Source organism: Streptomyces sp. NPDC002853 (genome assembly GCF_053591915.1).
Map to the genome: position 1 here is coordinate 467,096 of NZ_JBSFUS010000002.1, position 18,060 is coordinate 485,155.

The window sequence follows — 18,060 nt, forward strand, 5'->3', positions numbered from 1 at the left end:
GTACTGCATGCTAAGTTCGACTCAATTCGTACTGCCGGGTCCGGCAGGAAAGACCGGGAGGAACTGTCATGACCCAGACGCGGGCCGCGTCCGTTCACACCGCCGAGGGGAGGCGACAGTCAGGCAGCGAGCAGGCCGACGGGCTTCCTGTCGCCCCTTTGTGGTGGCTCTGGCTGGCCGCCTGGCCGGTCACCGCCGTCTTCGTGCTCTCGAATGCGGCGACTCCGCTGTACGTGCTGTGGCAGCGGGACATCGGGTTCTCCAAAGGCACACTGACCGTGGTGTTCGCCTTCTACATCCTCGGCCTCATCGGCTCACTGCTCATCTGCGGCGTAATGTCCGACCGCGTCGGCCGCAAGCCCGTCCTGATGCCCGCACTCATACTCGCCCTCGCCGCCTGCCTGATCTTCGCGACCGCGAGCAGTGTGACCGCACTGATCGTGGCCCGGCTGTTCACCGGCATCGCGGTGGGCGCCGTCGTCTCCGCGGGCATGGCCGCGGTCAGCGATGTCGCGGGCCCCGCACGCAAGCGGCTCGCCGCCCTGCTCGCTTCCTGTGCCATGGTCTTCGGGGCCGGCCTTGGCCCGCTGCTCGCCGGAGTGCTCTCGGAGGTGGCGCCCGCGCCGACCGTGACGGTGTTCCTCATCGAGGCCGTTTTCCTGGCCAGCGCAGTGCTCGTGGTGCTGCGGATGCCGGTACGTCGCCCCCAGGTGCGGGCCACGGGCGCCTGGGTGCGCGTGCCCGGCGTACCACGCGGCAACGGGCGTCAACTCACGCTGGGGATCGCGGTATTCGCCCCCGGCATCACCGCCACGTCCTTCGTGCTCTCGCTGGGCCCCTCGCTGCTGTCGGGGCTGCTGGGCACCACCAGTCGCATTGTTGCCGGCGCCATGGCGTTCGTGATGTTCCTGGCCGCCACCGGTGTGCAGTTCGCCGTGCAGCGGCACAGCCGTCGCGCCATCCTTACGGCCGGTGCGGTGAGCACCGCACTGAGCATGATCACGCTGATCGTTGCCGTGCACACCTCGACGGTGGCCGTTCTGGTCCTGTCAGCGCTGCTGGCCGGTGCCGGCCAGGGAATGGGCCAACTCGCGGGCCTGTCGCTCCTCAACTCCACTGTGCCGCCGCAGCGTCTGGCGGAAGCCAACGCCGCACTCAACGTGGGCGGCTACATCCTGGCCGGCCTCCTGCCCGTCTCGGCCGGCTACCTCAGCGACGCAGTGGGACTGACCAACGGAGCCACCACCTTCGGCATCGTCCTGCTGGGGCTTGCACTCATCGGCGCTCTGACCGTGCGCGCCACCCGTCACCAGGCGACTGACCCGGCCTGAAGGAGCACCCACAGGAAGGTCCCCGGGCCCCGGCACATGACCTGCCACCCGAGGGCCGTCGTGTACGTGAGGGGCGGCCTTGTCGGGGTACACGGAGACGGACATTAGGAGGATTCCATGCCGCTCACGTTCCGCAAGAGTTTCCGGATACTTCCCGGCGTACGGCTGAACATCAACAAGCGCTCGTGGTCCCTCACCACAGGTGGCAGCCACGGCCCCCGCCGCACCCACAGCAGCACCGGCCGGCGCACCACGTCGATGGACCTGCCGGGCCCGTTCGGCTGGCGCCGTACAACGAAGCGACGGTGAGAGGACAGCAGGCGCTCGGCTGGAAAGCCCCAGCCGAGCGCTTGGCCAGCCTTCTGGCATCAGCCAGTTGATCACTTGCGTTGCAACGGCCCCGGAAACCCGTCTGAGCCGGCCCTGCGGTCAGGCTGCTGCGGCGACGCCGATACCCATCGCGATGAACAACCAGCCGGTGGTCCATTCCCAGCGGTTGCGGATCTTCGGCCGGGCCAGCAAGGCGCGTAGCCGCACAGCGATCGCGACCAGGCCGAACCAGTAGACGACCCCGATGAGGACGTCCAGGATCCCCAGAAGGAAGATCTGCTGGGTCCTGGAGCCGCCTGAGTTCACGAACTGCGGCAGGATGCTGAGGAAGAACAACGCCGCTTTGGGGTTGAGTACGTTGGTGAGGAACCCCTGGCCGAAGCTGGAACGCCATCGCGCGGCGGCCGACTGCGGTCGACCCGACGGACCCTGTGAGGCGGCACGCGGGCCTTCGTCCTGCCCGGACTGCTCGGATCCTGCGGCAGCGCGCTCCCGGGCGCTGCGCCGCGCGGCGAGCACCGCCCGGACCCCCAGATAGATCAGGTAGGCGGCGCCCAGGAACTTGATGGCGTCGTACACCACCGGTGAGTGGGCAGCGATCACGGACAGGCCCACGGCGGCGGCAAGCATATGTACGCACAGTCCTGCCTGGGCTCCCAGCGCTGCCGCCCGGCCAAGGGAGGGATGCTCGGCCGCTGAGCGGAGTACCACCAAGAAGTCCGGCCCTGGAACCACGTAGGCAACCAGCACCACACCTAGAAAACCGATGAAGTCGACTGACATCCATTCTCCGTTCATCAGCTCCGCGGCCTGCTTGCCACGGAGGTGGGGCGCTTCGGATCCAGGTTGGAGGGGCGCTGGGGGCGCGGGTCTCGGCGGCTTGGGCGAGGGAATCCTCAAGTAACGCCAGGCGCTGCCCGCGTGGCCGCTCCACCACGATCATCGCGCGGGCCACAGCTTGACCACCTCGTCCCAGGCCAGCGAATCTGCGGGAAGGGCCCCGCCCTGCCGATGGTGCTCACCCAAGCCCCGCATGCCGCATTCGGGGCGCATCAAGGTGAGAGCCATGGGTCCCGTGTACCCGCTGATGCACATGGGCAGGCAAACGATGTCGCAGAACGACTCCGGGCCACGGCGCAACCGGCCCACCGACGACAGCTCGAGAGTCCACCCACACCCATTCCATTGCGGCGATCGGCCCATCGGCTATGTCGTCATCGGGGCGCGGTCGAGCGGCCCTGGACCAGGCCGTGGACCCTGAAGTGGTCGCCGAGCAAGACGAGTTCGCTCGGGCGGCGGCCGTGCCGGGCTCGCCGGTTCGTACACTGGCCAGGGTGGAGGACCATACGGCTACCAGGAGCACAGCACGTCCGGCGCCCGCCTTGCGGCGCTACGTCGGCTCGTATGTCGGTTTTGACCTGCGCGGATTCCCGGCGGGGGTGCACTGCGGTCCGCCGGGCCGCCTACTCACCGCTGTGATCAGCCTGTCCGGCCCTATGGAGATGGCGGCGGGCGTCGACGACGGGTCACCGGTCACCCGATTCGGCAGCGTGGCCGGTGGTCTGATGTGCCGGTCCATCGCGATCCACCACGATGGACACCAGCAAGGCGTGCTGGTGTCGCTGACACCGCTGGGGGCCCGGGCCGTCTACGGCATGCCCGCCGCTGCGCTCGCCCATCAACTCATCCCCCTCGATGAGCTTCTCGGAGCACTCGGCATCGAGCTGGTCGACCGGCTTCACGCCGCGAGGACATGGGCCGCGCGGTTCGCCGCCCTGGATGAGTTGCTCCTGCGCGCCGTCGGCCGCGCCGGCGGTGATCGCGTGCCCCGGGAGGGGCCCGAGGTGGCCGAGGCGTGGCGCCGGCTCGTCGCCGCGCGGGGCCGCGTCCAGGTTGGGTCGCTCGCCGCAGAACTGGGCTGGAGCCGCCGCTACCTCACCGATCGGTTTCGCAGCGAGGTGGGCCTGACGCCCAAGACCTTCGCCCGCGTTCTGCGCTTCGAGCACGCCCACGAACTGGCAACAGTGCCCACTCCGCTCCCCTGGGCCGAGGTGGCGAGCGTTTCCGGCTATGCCGATCAGGCCCATCTCGTCCGGGACTGGCGCGAGTTCACGGGCCGATCGCCGACGGTCTGGCGTCGCGGCGAGATCCTCCTCGGGGCCGGGTAGTCGCCGGTCTGCGGCCCGCCGCCCCTGCTTTCGTTCCCTTTTCTTCAAGACCGCCCGATCCCCGTCCTGTGACGATCGTCGGCATGAGACTTCTCGACCACGAACGCAACGCCATCGACCTGCGCACCACCCCCGTGCACCTCGGACTGGGATCGAGGGCGAAACCCATTGAGGGCTTCGCCTGGGACCCGCAGGTGCTTCAGGCCTACAGCGCCGCGGTCGCGGCCGACGGCGCCGAGGGCCGGATCGTGACGATCTTCGACGGCGAAGGGCCCGGCGACCACTGGGAGTGCCACCCCTCCGGCGACGAATTGGTCGTCTGCCTCAGCGGGTCGGTGACGGTCACCCGCGACGTCAACGGGATGCCCGAGCATGTGGTCCTCGGGCCAGGTGAGGCCACCGTCAACCCGGCAGGGGCATGGCACGCGGTCGACATGACGGGGCCGGCGTCCATCTTGACCATCACCGCCGGACTGGGAACTGACCACCGTCCCCGAACCGATGCCCGCCCCACCGAGCACGTCGGCACACCCGACCCTCAAGCGCGGTGACGATACGTGTCGCGTGCCTGGGCGACAGCCTCACCCGCGCGCAGCTCAGCGTCGACTACCTGGACCTTCTCGAGCGACGCCGCCCTCCCGGCGAGGTCCGGCTCGCCCGCTTCGGCGCCAACGGCGACTTCACCTACAACCTCATGCGGCGCCTCGATGCCGTCGTCGCGGACCCGCCCGACGTGATCACCGTGTTGATCGGGACCAATGACGCCCGAGCGAGCCTCGTCGGCTACCCCGTCGAGCAGGCCATGCAGCGCAAACAACTCCCCGAGCGCCCGTCGGCCGGCTGGTTCCAGCAGTGCCTGGGAGCCGTCGTCGAACGGCTGCGCACCGAGACCGACGCGTCGATCAGTCTGCTGTCGCTCCCGGTCCTCGGCCAACAGCTCGACGCAGCAGCGGCGCAGGCATCACAGGCGTACAGCCGGATGATCGCCGAGGTTGCCGCCAGCCATGAGGCGACCTATCTCCCGCTCCACGAACGCCAAGTCGAGGAACTACGCCAAGCGGACCCGCCGCCGATCCCGTACCGGGAGCTCACTCCCTCGGCGGGCGCCGGCATCCTCCTCCGGCGCGCCGTGCTGCGCCGCAGCCTCGACACGATCTCGCGGCGGCGAGGCCTTGTGCTCACGACCGATCACATCCACCAGAACAGTCGCGGCGCCGCCCTCGTCGCCGAGGTCATCGACACCTGTCTGCCGCCCCGGCGCGCGTAGCCGGTTCCCACTTGTAGCAGAGAAAGGAGACGTACTCCGCCAGCGAGCAACGTGCCCCGCCCGTGGACTCGGCCCTGACCTGGGCCGTTCCAACTCCTCCGCAATCCGGCTGAGTACGCGTACTCAGGTGCCGTGCGCCGAACTCTTCCATGCTGGGGCCCGAATGCCGGACCGTTTCGGGGGGACCTACGCATGGGCCACGTTCTGCAGCTTCGCACTGCCACGCCTCAGGATCACGACTGGATCCACGAACTGCGCCATCGGGTGTACGCGGAGGAGCTCGGCCAGCATCCGGTGAATCCGTCGGGAAGGCTGAGTGACGGGCTCGACGGCGACAACGTCTATCTCGTGGCCGCACGCGGCGAGACGCGGATCGGCTTCGTCAGCCTCACCCCGCCATGGGTCGGCCGGTACTCCCTCGACAAGTACCTGACGCGCGAGGAGCTGCCGGTCCTGAGCGAGGAGGCGCCGTTCGAGATCCGCGTCCTGACCGTCGAAGAACACTGGCGGTCCACTGCTGCGGCGCCGCTGCTCATGTACGCGGCGCTGCGCTGGGTCGCGTCGCGCGGCGGCCGCCGGGTGGTGGCGATGGGACGTACAGAACTGCTCGACGTGTATCTCGCCGCCGGCCTGCGGCCGGTGGGGCGCAAGGTCCACTCGGGCGCGGTCTCGTTCGAGGTCCTCAGTGGCTCCGTGGCCGAGCTGACGAGGACGGCCGCGGAGCGCCACGGCCGAATCCTCGAGCGGTTGCGGACGGGCCTCGACTGGCAGGTCGACATGCCCTTCGCGCCGCGTCCGGACGGCTGTGAGCACGGCGGGGCGTTCTTCTCGGCGATCGGCACCGACTTCCGGACGCTGGCCCGTCGTCACGAGGTGGTCGCGGCGGATGTGCTGGATGCCTGGTTCCCGCCGTCCCCCGGGGCCCGCGCGGTCCTGTCGGAGGATCCGGGGTGGGCGGCCCGGACCTCACCGCCGACGGGCGCAGAGGGGCTGCTCGCGGAGGTCGCCGAGATCCGCAAGCTGCCGGTGGAGTCGCTGGTCGTCGGAGCGGGCTCGTCCGATCTGATCTTCCGGGCGTTCGGCCGGTGGCTGACGCCGGAAAGCCGGGTGCTCCTGCTCGATCCAAGCTACGGCGAGTACGCCCATGTCACCGAGCGGGTCATCGGATGCCAGGTCGACCGGCTCCCGCTGCACCGGGAGGACGGCTGGCTGCTCGACCCCGCCCGGCTCGCCGCCGCGACCGGCGACGGACGCCACGACCTGGTGGTGGTAGTCAATCCGAACAACCCGACCGGCCGCCACGCCCCGGCCGACGCGCTGCGCGCAGTGATCGAGGCCTCGCCCGCGCGGACCCGGTGGTGGATCGACGAGGCCTACCTGGGCTATGTCGACCCGGCGGACTCGCTTGCCGGGCTCGCCTCGGCCCACGACCGGGTCGTGGTCTGCACCTCGCTGTCGAAGATGTACGCGCTGTCGGGGATGCGGGCCGCGTACCTGGTGGCCGGTCCACAGACGGCCGGGGAACTGCGCCGCTGGACGCCACCGTGGCCCGTGAGCCTGCCGGCCCAGCTGGCTGCCGTGGCGGCGCTGCGCGACCCCACGTACTACGCGGAGCGCTGGGCCCGCACCCATGTGCTGCGCCACGACCTCGCCCGCGAGCTTGGGCAGTTGGACGGGTTCTCCTCGGTCGATGAGGGGGTGGCGAACTTCCTCATGGTGACCCTGCCGCCGGGCGGACCGAGCGCGGCGCGGCTGGTACGCGAGTGTTGGCGCCACGACGTGTTCCTGCGTGACCTGTCGCCGATGTCTCCGGCATACGAGGGGCGAACCGTCCGGATCGCCGTCCGCGACACGGCGGAGAATGCGCGGATCGTGGCCGCGTGCCGCAGCGCCCTGGACGCGCTGCGCGCGCCGGACGCGGTGGAGCCGGTCGCGCCGGCGCGGGCCTCCCGGTGACGACGGTCGCTGGTCTCGTGCCATACCTCGGCGGGGCACTGGCGGTCGGGGGCGTCGCGGTGGCGGCGACCCGCCGCCGTGAGCTGATGGTCCGCTGGTGCGTGTGGGCGCTCGGAGTGCCCCTGGTGACCGCCGCGTTCTGGCTCGGCCCACCGGGGATCGCAGTGCTTGCGGCCGTGGTCGGTGTGGTCGCGGTGGCGGAGCTCGGCGGACTGCTCCAGATGAAACCGGTCGACCAGGCAGTCCTGGGCGCGGCCATCGTCGGCCTGATCCTGACTGCCTGGCTGGCGCCCGGGGAGGTGCTCCGGGTTGCGGCGGCCGGGGCGCTCGCGATCGCCGGGGTGCCGCTGCTCTCGGGCGACGCGGAGCACGGGCTCCGCCGCCTGGGGGCGGGCTTGCTGGGGCTCGTGTGGCTGGGCGCCCTGGCCGGCCTCGTATCGTCCGGCCCCCTGGGCCTCGTCCTGTTCGTGGCCGTGTCGATCGCCGACATCGTCGCGTACGCGGCAGGTCGACGTCTCGGCGGCCCCCGGCTCTCCCCCCTGTCGCCCGCCAAGCGGTGGAGCGGGGTGCTGGCCGCGGCCGCGGCCGGACTCCTCACGCTCGCCGTGCTGTCCTCCCTGACGTGGCAGACGGCGGTGGCTGTGACGGTCGGCGGGCCGCTCGGGGACCTGCTGGAGTCGATGGTCAAGCGGGGCGCCCGCGCCAAGGATGCCGGCCGGTGGCTGCCCGGCTCCGGCGGCCTCCTCGACCGGATCGACTCCCTCCTCATCGCCCTGGCGGTGCTGTTGGTGCTGGGGTGAGCCACGGATTGGGGGGAGCGTGGGGCTGTCCGAAGCCGGTTGCGGTTGCGTGGGTGTCATCTTCGCCCTCTGGCGGAGGGCACGGCGGGCGAGCAATCGACTCTTGACCAGCTGCTGAAGCAGCGCAGGGAAACGAAGGCGGAGGCCTGTGCAACCACCCCGACGCGTGCGTGCATCACGTCTGAGCGGGAACCCGCCTCCATATGGGAAGCATTAGTAACGTGGAGAAGACCCTGGAGAAGTGGACCGCCCCGCTGTGGGAGCGCCTGCTGCCCGCGCAACGGGACCAGCCAGAAGTGCTGGCCGAACTTCGCCAGACATGCGACGACAATACGATCATCGTCGATCGGCAACGCGTCCTGGCACCCAACATCTACACACTTGAGCTCCCGAAAGTCGCCCACCGGCGGCTGGCCAAGTACAAGGCACAGGTGCAACGCCAGCTCGGCGCGCAGGTCTGCCGACATGCCGCTGAGCAGGGTTACACCTTTCCCGGCCCGGTCTCCGTGCACGTACATGCCGCTCCGGACGACACCGTCGGCCAATTTCGTCTGCGCAGCGCGGTCAACCCCAGCTGAGCGAAAGCACGCGTACCGCCGACTGGAGCGCGCTCGACGCCTTGGCGGACAGCAGGCTTGTGCTGGGTCAGAACCGGGCGTGCGTGGTGATGTCGGATTCGAACTGGTGGATCATCTGAGGCGTCACCGTGGGGCGGCATTGGCCGATCGCCTCTAGATAGTCCGCCGTGGTCGCTCCAGGCAGTACCCCTGCGACGGCCGGCCGCCCGCCGACCGAGATGAGGTCGCGCTCGAAGGAGTTCTGCGCGGCGATCCGGGCGGCATGCTCGATGTCGGCGGGCGTGAACAGATCACTCGCCGCCACCAGTTCGTCGACGTCCACCTCCGGCCTGCCGTCGGTGTAACGCTCCCAGATCGCCGCCCGGGCGGCCTTGTCCGGTGTACCGATCGGGATCAGATAGTCGAAACGGCCGGGGCGCAGGAAGGCCGGGTCCAGGGAGCGGATCGAGTTCGTCGCACACACCAGGAGCCGCTCGTCACGCTCCCGGAAGCCCGGGATGAGCTTGAGCAGTTCGTTGGTCACCCCGTGCATCCCGCCGGGCTGCGCCGGTTCCTGGCGCACCGGGGCGATCTCCTCGACCTCGTCGATGAAGACCAGGACGCGTTCCAGCTCGGCGATCGCCGCGAACGCGGAGCGCAGCGCGGCGGCCAGATTGCCCCCGTCGGCCAGCCGCGAGGGCAGGATCTCCACAAACGGCCAGCCCAGCCGCGAGGCGATGGCGCGCGCGAACGTCGTCTTGCCGGTGCCCGGCGGGCCGAACAGGCCCACTGCCCTCGGCGGGCGCACACCATGCAGCGCCGCACGCTCCGGTTCGGCGAGCGGCAGCACGACCCGCCGTTCGATCAGGTCCTTCTCACGCTCCATGCCGACAACCTTGGCCCACAGGTCACCAGGCAGCAGTCGGCCGCCGAGATCGTCGAGGACACTGGCGGCAGGCCCATGCACCGGCTCGACCTTCTCGAAGTAGGCGACGGCAGGGCGACGGGTGTAGCCCGCGTTGAGGAGTCCGTCGCCGAACAGCTCCTCCTCGGGCAGGACGTACGCGATCCGCCCGACCCGCGCGGCGACCAGGCGCCGCTCCAGCTCGACCAGGAGGGCGCTGGCCAAGCCGCGCCCCCGCCAGGCCGGGGCGATCGCGATCCGCATCACCCAGGCCCGCTCCCCCGCCACACAGGCGAGGGCCATCCCGATGGGTACGCCCTGGTGGACAGCGACGACGCCCGGCTGGCGGGATGTCAGGGCACTGATGCACTCCGCCACGGAGAAGACGGATTCCTGGCCGAGCTCGGCCGTCGTGTCCATCAGGTGGACCACCGCGGCGAGATCGCTCTCGCGGTAGTCATGGATCAGCCAGTTCACAGGGCCCGCCCCTCGATCGTTCTCGTTGTCGCGCCAGTGCGGCGAGGCTAGGGCCGCGGGAGGTCGCGGGTCGTCTGCCACAGTGCACAAGGCGCGGGGGGGCTCTGCTACGAACCGTCACTGGGCGCAGCCGTGCCGAGCGTGCACGACGTCGCGGGCCACAAGCAGGTGCCGAACCACGACAGGGAAGGGCGCCAGGTCGAGCGGACGCCGCCGGGAAGGCGACCGTGGCCCCCGAGCCGTGGCCGTCGAGGCGCTGCTCGGTGAACTCAGCCGTCGGTCTCCGCCCTGTCGCACCTGGCCGACGGCGCGAACGTCGGTGCGGTGCCGGTCAAGGCGCAGCTGGTCTCCCAGAGACGTGCCGCGGTCGTGGTGTCGGCCAGGTGACCCCAGACGGGTTCGAGCCTGGGGGTGCCGCGCAGCCCGAACGCGCGAGGGCTCCACATCTGGCCGCCGCGCACGCTCGGGTCGAGAACGGCCCGGACGGCGGGCCACGCGCCGGCGTCCTTGCCCTGGACGAGCAGCCCGAGTGGGAAGTGACGCAGTCGCTCACCGTTGGTGCGGACATGGACCGGCGGCCGCGAGGGAGTGAGAGAGTCGAGTGCGCCGCCGGGGTGGACGAGCACGCTCAGCGTCGTGCTGCCGCCGGCACGTAGGCGGCGGTCGAGTTCGAGGGCGAAGAGCATCTGCGCCAGCTTGGACCGCGCGTAGGCACGCTTGGGCTGGTAGTCGTGCGCACTCTGGAGGTCGTCGGGGTCCAGGCGCTCGGACTTGGCAGCGAAACTGCCGGTGGTGACGATCCGGCTCCCCGGAGTTGCCGCGAGCAAGGGGGCCAGGTGGTGGGTCAGCGCGAAGTGGCCCAGGTGGTTGGTGGCGAACATCAGCTCGTGGCCGGCCCTGGTCTCGCGGCGCGGCGGATGGTCGAGCGCCACGCCGGCGTTGTGGACGACCGCATCCAGCCGGTCCAGCCCGAGCGCATGCACGGATGCCTCCAACGAAGCGAGATCGGACAAGTCAAGGGGCACGTGCGTCACCCTGGCGCCGTGCACGCGCGAGCCGATGGAAGCGATCGCGGCTTCGGCCTTCGACGTGTCGCGGCTACCGAGAACGACCGTGGCCCCGGCACCGGCAAGCTGCTCGGCGACGAAATACCCGATGCCCGCATTGCCGCCGGTGACCAGAACGCTCTTTCCCTCGGCACGCGGCAGCCGGTGAACGTCCCACTGCGGGGCCTTGGATATGGAGGGCATGGCGTGCTCCCGGAGTTGGAGTGACTTGGAGGAGAGCGGGACCGCACTTAACAACCGATCACGCCCGGTTGTCACGGTCCCAGCCGCCGCCTACATCCCACCGACAGGACGCAGCCCTCACCGGCAGGCCGCCGACACCGCACGATCCCGGCGCAGCGAGTAACCGCCGCTGCAGCGGATCTCCGCAGGTCGGGGGTCGTGGTTGGGGAGGGCGTGGGGGGTGGCACTCCACTGCCAGCGGTCGAGGCGTCAGTCGCCAACGACGAAGTCATCCGCCCCGGGGCCGGCGGATGACTTCGTCGTGCTCGGCAGGCCTGCACCGCTGAGAGCGTTGTGGGGTGAGCAGACCCTTGCAGACAGACGGCAGGCTCACCCCAGGGCACGGTCAGCGACGGTGGTGGTGCCCGCCGCGACCCCAGGACTCGATGTCCACGGTGCGGTGGTGATCGTTGCGCAAGGTGGCTTGGTCGGCGTGGTTGTCCCACATGTAGTCGCGCCGGTCCTGGTAGAGGTCGGTGCGGGTGTCGCGGCCCATACCGGTGTGAACCCTGACCGTCGCCCGGCCGGCGAGGCGTACGTCGTGGAAGCGGAAGCGGTTGCCGTCGTTGTCGCGCAGCGTCCAGCCGCGCAGGTTGACCGCGTGGCGGGTGTTGTTGGTGATCTCGACCCATTCCCTGTTCAACGACCGGTTGGTGTGGTTGTCGCGTCCGGGGCTGTCGGCCTGCACGGCGCTGATCTCGACCCGGGGATGCCGGTGGTGGTCCCGGTCGGCTGCGGTGGCCGGCAGGGCGACGGTGGAGATGACAGCGCCGGCGGTCAAGGCCGTGGCGGCGATACGACGGGCGGTCGAAGAAGCAGACATAAGTGATGTCCCCTCAAAAGCGGTGCGCCACCAGCTGATACCTGCTGGTGAGTGCGCGGTGTGGGTGCCCGGTCCGGTGTGGGCCGAGGACGCAAACTGTGAAGCTTCCGTGACGTCAACACCAGGCAGACCATGACCAGTTACGAATTGCGGACATATCCGTGACACTCACCTGTACACCCCACACCCCCCCTAAGGGCATGTACCGAACATTTGGTGCGTACCGCACCGATCACTGACGGGCCTGCGGCAAGCGGTTGCAGGCGCTGGCGTTCCGCCGACAACGTGACTCCGGCGCATCGCCCGAACGGGCGACGGGCCTCCGTAACAACCAGCCTGCTCACTTCTTCGCACACGCAGGTTCGCATCGCACGCGAGGACGGCAGACAAGAGCCAGCCGGAGCCGAAGCCGACAGCGCTCTCGCGGCTTCGGCTCCATCGGCGCAGGGAACCCGGAGCATTCGATTCCCCCCCGGTGGCCTGGGCTTTTGACGTGTGGTTGAAAGCCCTGGTCGCCCATGCTCGCGGCGGGGAAAATCGGGTTCACCGCAGGCGCCAGGGGCGCGGCCCCGACGCTCGGGCAGCACACAAATCGGGGGATCTTGATGTCTGCACCCATGCGCCGGCTCTGGTCGGCGACAGCGGCAAGGCCGGTCACCAGGCCAGCCTGCGCGGATCTCCCACAGTGGCTCCGCGGGCGTCTCGACGCCCGGGCTTCACGGTAGGCCCAGAGCCGAAACAGCCCTGCCCACACACCGACCGCGGCAGGGAAGACACTTCACGGGAGGAGCCCGCATGGGCATGCGTGTCACAACACCCCGGGCAAGCAAGGGAAGAGCCCTGAAGAAGATCACCGCCGCCGCTTCGACCGCGGCCCTCGCCATGGCTGGTCTCGCCGTCACGGCCTCGGCCGCCGATGCGGCCTCGTACCCGACATGCAACGCCGCCAAGAAGCACTACATCTCCTCCACCTGGTTCGTGGTGCAGCCGTACTACACCGGCACCGGCTCCCGGAACTGTGTGATGGGTTACGGGGCCCAGTCCGCAGGCGTGACGCGCCTGCAGTTCGCCATCAACGACTGCTACAACGGCATCGCCAACATCGCTGAGGACGGCATACACGGAACCGGGACGCGGAAAGCCGTGAGGTACGTCCAGGAGCAGACGGACGGGGAAGCCGCGGTGGACGGGGAGTACGGCCCTCAGACCCGCAAAGCCATGTACTGGGGTGTCTACATCGACGGACACGGCCTCTACGACTGCCGGAAGACCGGAGTGTGAGGGCGATGCCGAACACGGCGAAGAAGCTCGTGGCCGCAGGGGGTTCGCTCGCGCTGGGCGCGGGCGTGATGCTGGCCTCCGCTGAGTCGGCGCCGGCCGCCTCGTACCCCACCTGCAACGCACAGAAGGTCGTCCGCACCTCCGGATTGCGCTTCACCTACCAGCCCTACTACACGGGTACCGGCTCACGGAACTGCGTGATGGGCTACGGGGCACAGTCGAACGGGGTGTACGCACTCCAGATCGCCATCGACACCTGCTACCGAAACCTCTCCCGGGACGGGATCTACGGCTCCCAGACCCGCGACGCGGTTCGTGCGGTACAAGCCGCCGAGGACGTGGGAGTGGACGGCGAATACGGCCCGGTCACCCGCAAGGCCATGAAGTGGCCCGTCTACGAAGGGGGCAACGGCTCAAACCTGGGCTGCACCAGGCCGCAGACCTGACCCCGCTGCCCCGCCCGTCCGCCCACCAGCGGAGACTGATCCGCTCGACCGGCCCGGGCGCTGCGCCACCCGGGCCGGTCACGTACCCCTGCGTCCGAGCTGTGCGCCTCCCGAGAGGGGCCGATTGCTGGCACGCGACGGTGTTGCGCCACGCCTCGTCGTCTACCGAGTCGTGAGGTCAGGTGCGACCTCGGCGCCCGGCAGAGGTGGCGCCTCGGTGACGTCGAGGAACACCTGGTCGGCCTGCGGCCAGCGTTCGGCCACGCCGGCCTTGATGCGCTCCATGACGAGTTCCACCACCTCGCTGTCCCGGCCGGGCGCGAGGTCGATGCGGGCGGCGACCAGCGTCGAGTCCATGCCGAGGCGCATCGTGAGCAGGCTCGCGACACGGTCGATCTCGGGCTGCTCGGCGAGGAAGTGGGCTATCTCCTCGCGCAGTTCGGGGTCGACGGACTCGCCGATGAGCTGATCCCTGGCCTCTTTGCCCAGGCGGTAAGCGACCGCGATGAGCAGCAGGCCGATCGCGATGGAGGCGGCTGCCTCGTAGACGACCTCGCCGGTCGCCATGTGCAGGCCCATGCCGATCATCGCGAGGGTCACGCCGAGCACCGCGGTACCGTCCTCGGCGATGACGGTGCGCAAGGCCGGGTCGGAGCCGACGCCGCCCTCCTGCTGCCGCACCTGCCACAGCGCGCGGACCAGGGAACCGCCTTCGGCGAAGAACGCGACCGCGAGTACGACGAGACCGATGAGGTAACCCGTCGTGGTCTCGGAGCTTTCGGAGCGCAGTGCCTCGATGCCCTGGAAGACAGAGAAGCAGCCACCGGTGACGAAGATGCCGACGGCGGCGAGCAGCGACCAGAAGAAGCGTTCCTTGCCGTAGCCGAAGGGGTGTTGAGGGTCGGCCGGTTTACGGCTGCGGCGCAGCGCGGCCAGCAGAAAGACCTCATTCATGCTGTCGGCGATCGAGTGAGCCGCCTCGGAGAGAAGCGCGGGTGAGGCCGCGAACAGTCCGCCCGCCACCTTGGCGATGGCGATGACCAGGTTCGCGGCAAGCGCCACCCACACGGTGGTCTTCGTCTCCTGGTCCTTCGACGACTTGTTCGTCGCGGCTTGCTCGCTGGGGGCTCGCTCGGCCGACGCCGGTCTGCTCGGCGGTTGCTCGGTCGGCGGCTTGGCGGTCATCAGGCCTCGCAGTTCTGGGGTCTCAAGGGTGCTTGCAGTGGACAACACGCCGTCGTGTACCCCGAGGGTGTGGCTCCAGACGTGCAGGAGCCGTCGTTGCGGACCGGGGGTAAGCGCGCGTTCTGGCCGGCACAGCCTTCCGGGCCGGCCTCGACGTCTTCGCCGGTCAGAGCCCCGCCCTCGCCACCCGTTACGCCGGAGCGCGAGACACACCACGCCTACGGTGATTGCGGCCGCCGCACGCGTCACGTGGCGAGGGAGTCCTGCCTCTGCTCGGGCGTCATCGCTGATCCCCGCCCGGATGTCATGCCCCTGATGTATGTTCTGGGCCGCCTTCGCGATCACGCGTCGGACGCGGCAACGGCGCGTGGCGTGGGAGAGCGGACTCACCGCGCCGGCGCGGGTGGTGCGCGCCTGGGTCACTGTCCAGATGGTCAACAACGTGGCGCGGCGCGTCCAGTGGCACGAGTACGACTTCACGACGGCGGACGGCCTGGCCGTCCGATTCAAGGAATCAGGCGGCCCGGCTGGCCGGGAGCCAGGCGTCGAGGCACTCGTGTACTACGCAGGCGACGAGCCGGACCAGGCCACTGCCTCCGAGCCGCAGCCGGGCAAGGACACGTTCGCGACGGTTCTTGGCCTCGGCGTCCTCGGGGTGGGGATCGTCATCCTCATCAAGGTAACGATCCAGTACTGGTGACGGCGCCACTCGCGCCCTGCACGGGATGGATGAGCTGCCAGTCGGCAGTCGCAGGAGCGAGTGCTGCCCTTTCCCCTGAAGAGGCCGGTCAAGGCCATCCGATCGTGTCGTTCTGCATGCGCTTCGCGCGGACAGACATCATTCACCGGCACACACGATGCCGACTGCCCGATGCTCAGGCACCCGAGGGCGGCCGGTACGACGTCAAGGAGGCCCGGCTGTGGCCAGCCAGTTCCAACACGACAAGTTCCAGGCCATGTTTGCGGCTTTCGACGCGGATTCCGACGGCTACCTCCAGGAGAGCGACTTCGAGGCGCTCGCAGCCCGCTGGGGACAGCTGCCCGGCGTGGAGCCTGGCACCGAGTTGCGAGCCCGGGTGGAAGAGGTCTGCAGGGGCTGGTGGCGCACTCTGCTGGCAGCCGCCGACGCCAACCGCGACGGCACGGTGGACATGAGTGAACTCCTGTCCGTGGTCGACCAGTTGCCCTCCATGCGAGAGGAGGTCGCGGCCACGGCCGACACCATCTTCGACGCCGTGGATACGGACGAGGACGGCCGCATCTCGCCGGCCGAGCACCAGCGAATCATCGAGACATGGCACGGACAGCCGCGCGACACGCGTGACATCTTTCCCCTACTCGACCACGACGGGGACGGTTACCTCTCCCGCGCCGAGTTCGCGACCCTGTGGACCCAGTTCTGGATCAGCGACGACGCCGCAGAACCCGGCAACCTGATGTGCGGCCGTCTCCCCGGCCAGGCCTCCCCCTCTGGAAGCCCTGCCCCGTCCCCGATCTGAGGCTCACCACAGGCAAGGCGCGACGGCCACTCCCCCGGCCCGGGCCCGGGCAGCCGACCGGACCCGGGGCTCTTTCGCCCTCCTGCTGCCTTCGAGCAGCTCGGAGGGGCGCGGCAAGCCGATACCTGTCCCTTGGCCTCCTGCATGGCCACCAGGTCGGCCCGCTACACCCCCGGCGCGGGCGGCGTGAGGTGCGAGCAACCGCGCCCCAGCGCGGATCAGATGCGGGACGGCCCGGCCCTGCGGACGTGCAGCACGCTGCCGTCCAAGGGCAGCGGTGCCACATCGACCAGGGTGAGGCCCGCGTCGGCGAACAGCCGGGCGTAGTGGTCGGTGCGCCTTTCCCGGCCACCGACGTTGCACATCATGTGCAGGTCCCAGGCCGTGGCCAACGAGGGCGAGCCGTCGGCGGGCAGGACACGTTCGACGACCAGGAGATCGGCGGTGGCGGGCATGGCGCGGGCACAGTGGCGCAGGATCTCGCGGCAGCGCTCGTCGTCCCAGTCATGCAGGACGCGGGACAGCACGTACACCTCGCCGCCCGCGGGCACGTCGGCGAAGTCGCCCGCCCTGAAGCCGCACCGCTGCGTGTGCCCGGCCGCGCCGAGGAGGCGGCGGGCGGCTTCGACCGTGTGCGGGCGTTCCAGCAAGAGGCCCTGCAGGCGGGGGTGAGCGGAAAGGATTCGGCAGAGCAGCTCGCCGTTGCCGCCCGCGATGTCGACCACGGTGGCCCCGTCGGCCGACTCGGCCAGGACCGGGTGGGCAGGCAGCGGGTCGAACATCCTTGAGCCGGCGGCCATCGACTGGTCGAAGAGTTCCGCGAGTGAAGGGTTACGGGCGAAGTGGTCGAAGTGGTTGTCGCCGAAACGGTGCTCGAAGGCCCGCGAGATTGGCGCCCTCGCCGCGGACGGACTGATCAGCCCGGCGGCGTCGCCCGCGAGGAACAGCGCGCCGTGACGCAGCGGTTCGAGCACATCGGACTCCAGGGCGACGACTGACCGCTGCAGGATGGGCCCGCGGCGCAGGGGGCCGTGCCCAGGTCGATTGGAGAAGCACTCACGCGGAGCCATCCACAGGTGCGCGCGGACCTCCTGCGCCGGCGAAACGCCGGCACCTGTCCTGACGGACCTCAGAGGGACGTAGGGGAAACCTGTGCCTCACGACCAGACGAGTCGCCCTTCGGTGGCCTCGCAGACCGGATGATTTCCCTCGGCGATCTTCGTCAGCATCTCCGCCACGGAGTCGAAGTAGTGCGCCAGTGACTCGTACTCGCCCGTGATCGAGCTCTCCCCCACGAACCACCTGCCGATACGCCCGTCCCGGACGTCGATGAACTTGCCCATCCAGCCGTCCTGATCCGACAGGAACGGAATCCACTCATTGCGCCAGAACGGATGGTCCGGCTGGTCCGGAGGGTCGAAGCCACCGGGCATGGAGCGGGTGGCGTAGAGCCTCTGCATCCCTCCGATGCCCAGAAAGAAGCTGCCCTCATCCGGGAACCCGGCGAAGCCGCAACATGCCACGTCGTCGTCCACATCTTCGTCAGGAAGATCCAGGTTGTTCTGCAGCAGCCACGCCCGCAGGTCCTGAGGGAGCGGGACACCCATCCGTTCCTCGGCGGCCGTCAGCATCTGTTCCGTAGCGGGCCCGGGTAGTTCCGCGTGATCGGCCGGGGCGTGCTGCCGAAGAAGATTCATTACGCGAGACCAGCTCTCCACCACACTCATACCCCACTGCCCTCTCTCGC

At 69.6% G+C, this 18,060-nt stretch carries 19 protein-coding genes; 12 read left to right on the forward strand and 7 right to left on the reverse strand.

The genetic code is table 11. The annotated features are described in order from the left end of the window. Positions 1-68 precede the first annotated feature (68 nt). Both ACWD02_RS06675 and ACWD02_RS06680 read left to right on the forward strand, forming a co-directional pair. Positions 69-1,331 carry an MFS transporter gene (locus tag ACWD02_RS06675; RefSeq protein WP_451205227.1) on the forward strand — a complete coding sequence of 421 codons (1,263 nt, stop codon included), beginning with the start codon at positions 69-71 and terminating at the stop codon, positions 1,329-1,331. A 117-nt stretch (positions 1,332-1,448) separates the two neighbouring features. Further along, the gene (locus tag ACWD02_RS06680; protein WP_451205230.1) at positions 1,449-1,640 is read left to right on the forward strand and encodes a DUF4236 domain-containing protein; all 192 of its coding nucleotides are present in this window, start codon (positions 1,449-1,451) and stop codon (positions 1,638-1,640) included. Positions 1,641-1,760: 120 nt separating this feature from the next. Here ACWD02_RS06680 and ACWD02_RS06685 read toward each other — a convergent pair whose 3' ends face one another. Beyond that, entirely contained in the window at positions 1,761-2,444 is a 684-nt protein-coding gene (locus ACWD02_RS06685; RefSeq protein WP_451205233.1) for a LysE family translocator, read from the reverse strand. A gap of 551 nt (positions 2,445-2,995) precedes the next feature. Between ACWD02_RS06685 and ACWD02_RS06690 the strand changes: the two genes are divergently transcribed. From ACWD02_RS06690 to ACWD02_RS06715, 6 genes are all read left to right on the forward strand, one after another. Continuing rightward, entirely contained in the window at positions 2,996-3,829 is an 834-nt protein-coding gene (locus ACWD02_RS06690; protein WP_451205870.1) for a helix-turn-helix domain-containing protein, read from the forward strand. A gap of 83 nt (positions 3,830-3,912) precedes the next feature. Then, on the forward strand, positions 3,913-4,380 hold the full coding sequence (locus tag ACWD02_RS06695) for a cupin domain-containing protein (RefSeq protein WP_451205235.1): 468 nt from the start codon (positions 3,913-3,915) through the stop codon (positions 4,378-4,380). After that, complete coding sequence (locus ACWD02_RS06700) at positions 4,377-5,096, forward strand: SGNH/GDSL hydrolase family protein (RefSeq protein WP_451205238.1); 720 nt, start codon at positions 4,377-4,379, stop codon at positions 5,094-5,096. The genes ACWD02_RS06695 and ACWD02_RS06700 overlap by 4 nt, the downstream gene beginning before the upstream one ends. Before the next feature lie 192 nt (positions 5,097-5,288). After that, entirely contained in the window at positions 5,289-7,052 is a 1,764-nt protein-coding gene (locus ACWD02_RS06705; RefSeq protein ID WP_451205241.1) for an aminotransferase class I/II-fold pyridoxal phosphate-dependent enzyme, read from the forward strand. After that, positions 7,049-7,852, forward strand: coding sequence for a phosphatidate cytidylyltransferase (locus tag ACWD02_RS06710; RefSeq protein WP_451205244.1), 804 nt, complete (start codon positions 7,049-7,051; stop codon positions 7,850-7,852). The genes ACWD02_RS06705 and ACWD02_RS06710 overlap by 4 nt, the downstream gene beginning before the upstream one ends. Positions 7,853-8,073: 221 nt before the next feature. Further along, complete coding sequence (locus ACWD02_RS06715; protein ID WP_451205246.1) at positions 8,074-8,430, forward strand: DUF3662 domain-containing protein; 357 nt, start codon at positions 8,074-8,076, stop codon at positions 8,428-8,430. A 67-nt stretch (positions 8,431-8,497) separates the two neighbouring features. Here ACWD02_RS06715 and ACWD02_RS06720 read toward each other — a convergent pair whose 3' ends face one another. From ACWD02_RS06720 to ACWD02_RS06730, 3 genes are all read right to left on the reverse strand, one after another. Then, the gene (locus ACWD02_RS06720) at positions 8,498-9,790 is read right to left on the reverse strand and encodes an ATP-binding protein (protein ID WP_451205249.1); all 1,293 of its coding nucleotides are present in this window, start codon (positions 9,788-9,790) and stop codon (positions 8,498-8,500) included. Positions 9,791-10,059: 269 nt separating this feature from the next. Beyond that, positions 10,060-11,040: an SDR family NAD(P)-dependent oxidoreductase gene (locus ACWD02_RS06725; RefSeq protein ID WP_451205252.1), complete on the reverse strand. Its 981-nt coding sequence runs from the start codon at positions 11,038-11,040 to the stop codon at positions 10,060-10,062. A 385-nt stretch (positions 11,041-11,425) separates the two neighbouring features. Further along, on the reverse strand, positions 11,426-11,902 hold the full coding sequence (locus tag ACWD02_RS06730) for a lamin tail domain-containing protein (RefSeq protein WP_451205255.1): 477 nt from the start codon (positions 11,900-11,902) through the stop codon (positions 11,426-11,428). Positions 11,903-12,703: 801 nt separating this feature from the next. On the opposite strand from ACWD02_RS06730, the gene ACWD02_RS06735 reads away from it, so the two are divergent. Both ACWD02_RS06735 and ACWD02_RS06740 read left to right on the forward strand, forming a co-directional pair. Beyond that, positions 12,704-13,183, forward strand: a complete 480-nt coding sequence (locus ACWD02_RS06735; protein ID WP_451205258.1) for a peptidoglycan-binding domain-containing protein — start codon at positions 12,704-12,706, stop codon at positions 13,181-13,183. A gap of 5 nt (positions 13,184-13,188) precedes the next feature. Next, positions 13,189-13,629, forward strand: coding sequence for a peptidoglycan-binding domain-containing protein (locus ACWD02_RS06740; RefSeq protein WP_451205260.1), 441 nt, complete (start codon positions 13,189-13,191; stop codon positions 13,627-13,629). A 162-nt stretch (positions 13,630-13,791) separates the two neighbouring features. Here ACWD02_RS06740 and ACWD02_RS06745 read toward each other — a convergent pair whose 3' ends face one another. Next, positions 13,792-14,814 carry a cation diffusion facilitator family transporter gene (locus tag ACWD02_RS06745; protein ID WP_451205263.1) on the reverse strand — a complete coding sequence of 341 codons (1,023 nt, stop codon included), beginning with the start codon at positions 14,812-14,814 and terminating at the stop codon, positions 13,792-13,794. A 319-nt stretch (positions 14,815-15,133) separates the two neighbouring features. On the opposite strand from ACWD02_RS06745, the gene ACWD02_RS06750 reads away from it, so the two are divergent. Together ACWD02_RS06750 and ACWD02_RS06755 are read left to right on the forward strand one after the other, a co-directional pair. Next, positions 15,134-15,514: a hypothetical protein gene (locus tag ACWD02_RS06750; RefSeq protein ID WP_451205266.1), complete on the forward strand. Its 381-nt coding sequence runs from the start codon at positions 15,134-15,136 to the stop codon at positions 15,512-15,514. Positions 15,515-15,734: 220 nt separating this feature from the next. Then, the gene (locus ACWD02_RS06755) at positions 15,735-16,313 is read left to right on the forward strand and encodes an EF-hand domain-containing protein (RefSeq protein WP_451205269.1); all 579 of its coding nucleotides are present in this window, start codon (positions 15,735-15,737) and stop codon (positions 16,311-16,313) included. Positions 16,314-16,531: 218 nt separating this feature from the next. Here the strand turns inward: ACWD02_RS06755 and ACWD02_RS06760 are convergent, their stop codons facing one another. Both ACWD02_RS06760 and ACWD02_RS06765 read right to left on the reverse strand, forming a co-directional pair. Then, the gene (locus ACWD02_RS06760; protein ID WP_451205272.1) at positions 16,532-17,287 is read right to left on the reverse strand and encodes a methyltransferase; all 756 of its coding nucleotides are present in this window, start codon (positions 17,285-17,287) and stop codon (positions 16,532-16,534) included. Between the two features lie 183 nt (positions 17,288-17,470). Continuing rightward, entirely contained in the window at positions 17,471-18,040 is a 570-nt protein-coding gene (locus ACWD02_RS06765; protein WP_451205275.1) for an SMI1/KNR4 family protein, read from the reverse strand. Positions 18,041-18,060: the final 20 nt, after the last annotated feature.

What these genes read in the sequence shown, in the direction of transcription:
- ACWD02_RS06675 (WP_451205227.1), top strand. Translation starts at nt 69, where the DNA reads ATGACCCAGACGCGGGCCGCGTCCGTTCACACCGCCGAGGGGAGGCGA.
- ACWD02_RS06680 (WP_451205230.1), top strand. Translation starts at nt 1,449, where the DNA reads ATGCCGCTCACGTTCCGCAAGAGTTTCCGGATACTTCCCGGCGTACGG.
- ACWD02_RS06685 (WP_451205233.1), bottom strand. Translation starts at nt 2,444, where the DNA reads ATGTCAGTCGACTTCATCGGTTTTCTAGGTGTGGTGCTGGTTGCCTAC.
- ACWD02_RS06695 (WP_451205235.1), top strand. Translation starts at nt 3,913, where the DNA reads ATGAGACTTCTCGACCACGAACGCAACGCCATCGACCTGCGCACCACC.
- ACWD02_RS06705 (WP_451205241.1), top strand. Translation starts at nt 5,289, where the DNA reads ATGGGCCACGTTCTGCAGCTTCGCACTGCCACGCCTCAGGATCACGAC.
- ACWD02_RS06725 (WP_451205252.1), bottom strand. Translation starts at nt 11,040, where the DNA reads ATGCCCTCCATATCCAAGGCCCCGCAGTGGGACGTTCACCGGCTGCCG.
- ACWD02_RS06730 (WP_451205255.1), bottom strand. Translation starts at nt 11,902, where the DNA reads ATGTCTGCTTCTTCGACCGCCCGTCGTATCGCCGCCACGGCCTTGACC.
- ACWD02_RS06735 (WP_451205258.1), top strand. Translation starts at nt 12,704, where the DNA reads ATGCGTGTCACAACACCCCGGGCAAGCAAGGGAAGAGCCCTGAAGAAG.
- ACWD02_RS06740 (WP_451205260.1), top strand. Translation starts at nt 13,189, where the DNA reads ATGCCGAACACGGCGAAGAAGCTCGTGGCCGCAGGGGGTTCGCTCGCG.
- ACWD02_RS06745 (WP_451205263.1), bottom strand. Translation starts at nt 14,814, where the DNA reads ATGACCGCCAAGCCGCCGACCGAGCAACCGCCGAGCAGACCGGCGTCG.
- ACWD02_RS06750 (WP_451205266.1), top strand. Translation starts at nt 15,134, where the DNA reads ATGTTCTGGGCCGCCTTCGCGATCACGCGTCGGACGCGGCAACGGCGC.
- ACWD02_RS06765 (WP_451205275.1), bottom strand. Translation starts at nt 18,040, where the DNA reads ATGAGTGTGGTGGAGAGCTGGTCTCGCGTAATGAATCTTCTTCGGCAG.